Annotated in this window: 1 protein-coding gene and 1 pseudogene; both read left to right on the forward strand. The window is 39.8% G+C overall.

The features are described 5' to 3' along the window. Positions 1-292: 292 nt before the first annotated feature. A complete protein-coding gene (locus F6K38_RS42355; protein ID WP_287313021.1) occupies positions 293-466 on the forward strand; it encodes a hypothetical protein in 174 nt (57 codons plus the stop codon). A gap of 344 nt (positions 467-810) precedes the next feature. Next, positions 811-1,250 (forward strand): annotated as a pseudogene (locus F6K38_RS42360) (glycoside hydrolase family 10 protein); the annotation flags it as partial.

The raw sequence follows: 1,250 nt of genomic DNA on the forward strand, positions 1-1,250 counted from the left end.
CTTACGGTTTGTTTTTCCACACAAATAATTCTAGCGTTTTTAATAATTATCAAAGCCATTTGATTTACTTCACCTTACTTCATACTCCTACTCCCTAGGTAAGCAATAAGCTATCAGCATATCTAGCAAATGCACACTATGGGCAATTTTTTCTTGCGCTTACCCTAGAATGCGATCGCGTCCATATACCATTTACCGATCCGTATCTGTCGCTCTGTAGGCTTACTAGGATTCGGGTGCGGAAAGTAGGATAGACTGACCACTGACCGCTGCAAGACAAGGACAAAGTATTATGAATATCTCGCCCAAACGACTTGAAGAAATCAAAACTATTCCTGACTCTGCCATTGATACTTCAGATATATCTGAGTTAGACGATCATTTCTGGAAAAATGCCAAAATAGTTAAACCAATTACCAAAAATTTTGGGTTTCAATCCCCGTCTTCTACGAGAATTAAAGAATAAAAGTAGGGTGGGCAAAGTAAGATAATCATTAATACTCAAAACCATCAAACGGTTTTTGCCCACCCGACAAGATTATCCCATATAGGTTATAAAAGTTATAAAACCCAATTAAACCAATATAGCACTACGCACTATGGTGTTTGACAAATGAATAAAAATTAAAATCGCTCAATCCCTTGATTAGTAAGCTTTTTTCTTCACTATTGCCTCTTGCCTATTGCCTCTTGCCTGGCGCGTAGCCCTATACCTACCACCATCTGTGTGATCTAAATCCGCACTTCTCGCTAACGTTCTTAATTACCAAGAGAGGTTAGGATTTGGATAATTAATTTAAGGAGTGAACGGTGTTCAGTAGTAGTAATAGTTCCAATTGGCAGTGGTATTTGTCCAAGCAGCTAACCCCCTTGATCGGAGATTTAAGCAGAGTCAAATCTAATCCTATCGATCTCAAGACTATTGTAGTTAGTACCTTAATCGGGCTTTTGCTCAATTCTCTACCATGGTTACCAGCTGCTAGAGCTGAAACGGTGCAGCTAGGAGTAGTTAAAAGTCGGGATAATCAAGGGCATTGGTCTGGAATTACCGAACGCTTGCATTCAATTGGAGTTAACTACTGTATTGTTGACTTGACTGAAGTTAAGAAAGCCTCTGACTTCCATAACACTAACTTGCTATTTTTGCCCAATGTCGAGTTCCTCCACCCAAAACAATTCCAAGCGTTACAGGAGTGGATTGCACAAGGAGGAAAAGTTATTGTCAGCGGTCCGACTGGGTTACTTTCCAA

It is taken from the genome of Moorena sp. SIO3B2, assembly GCF_010692525.1.
Lineage (GTDB): Bacteria > Cyanobacteriota > Cyanobacteriia > Cyanobacteriales > Coleofasciculaceae > Moorena > Moorena producens.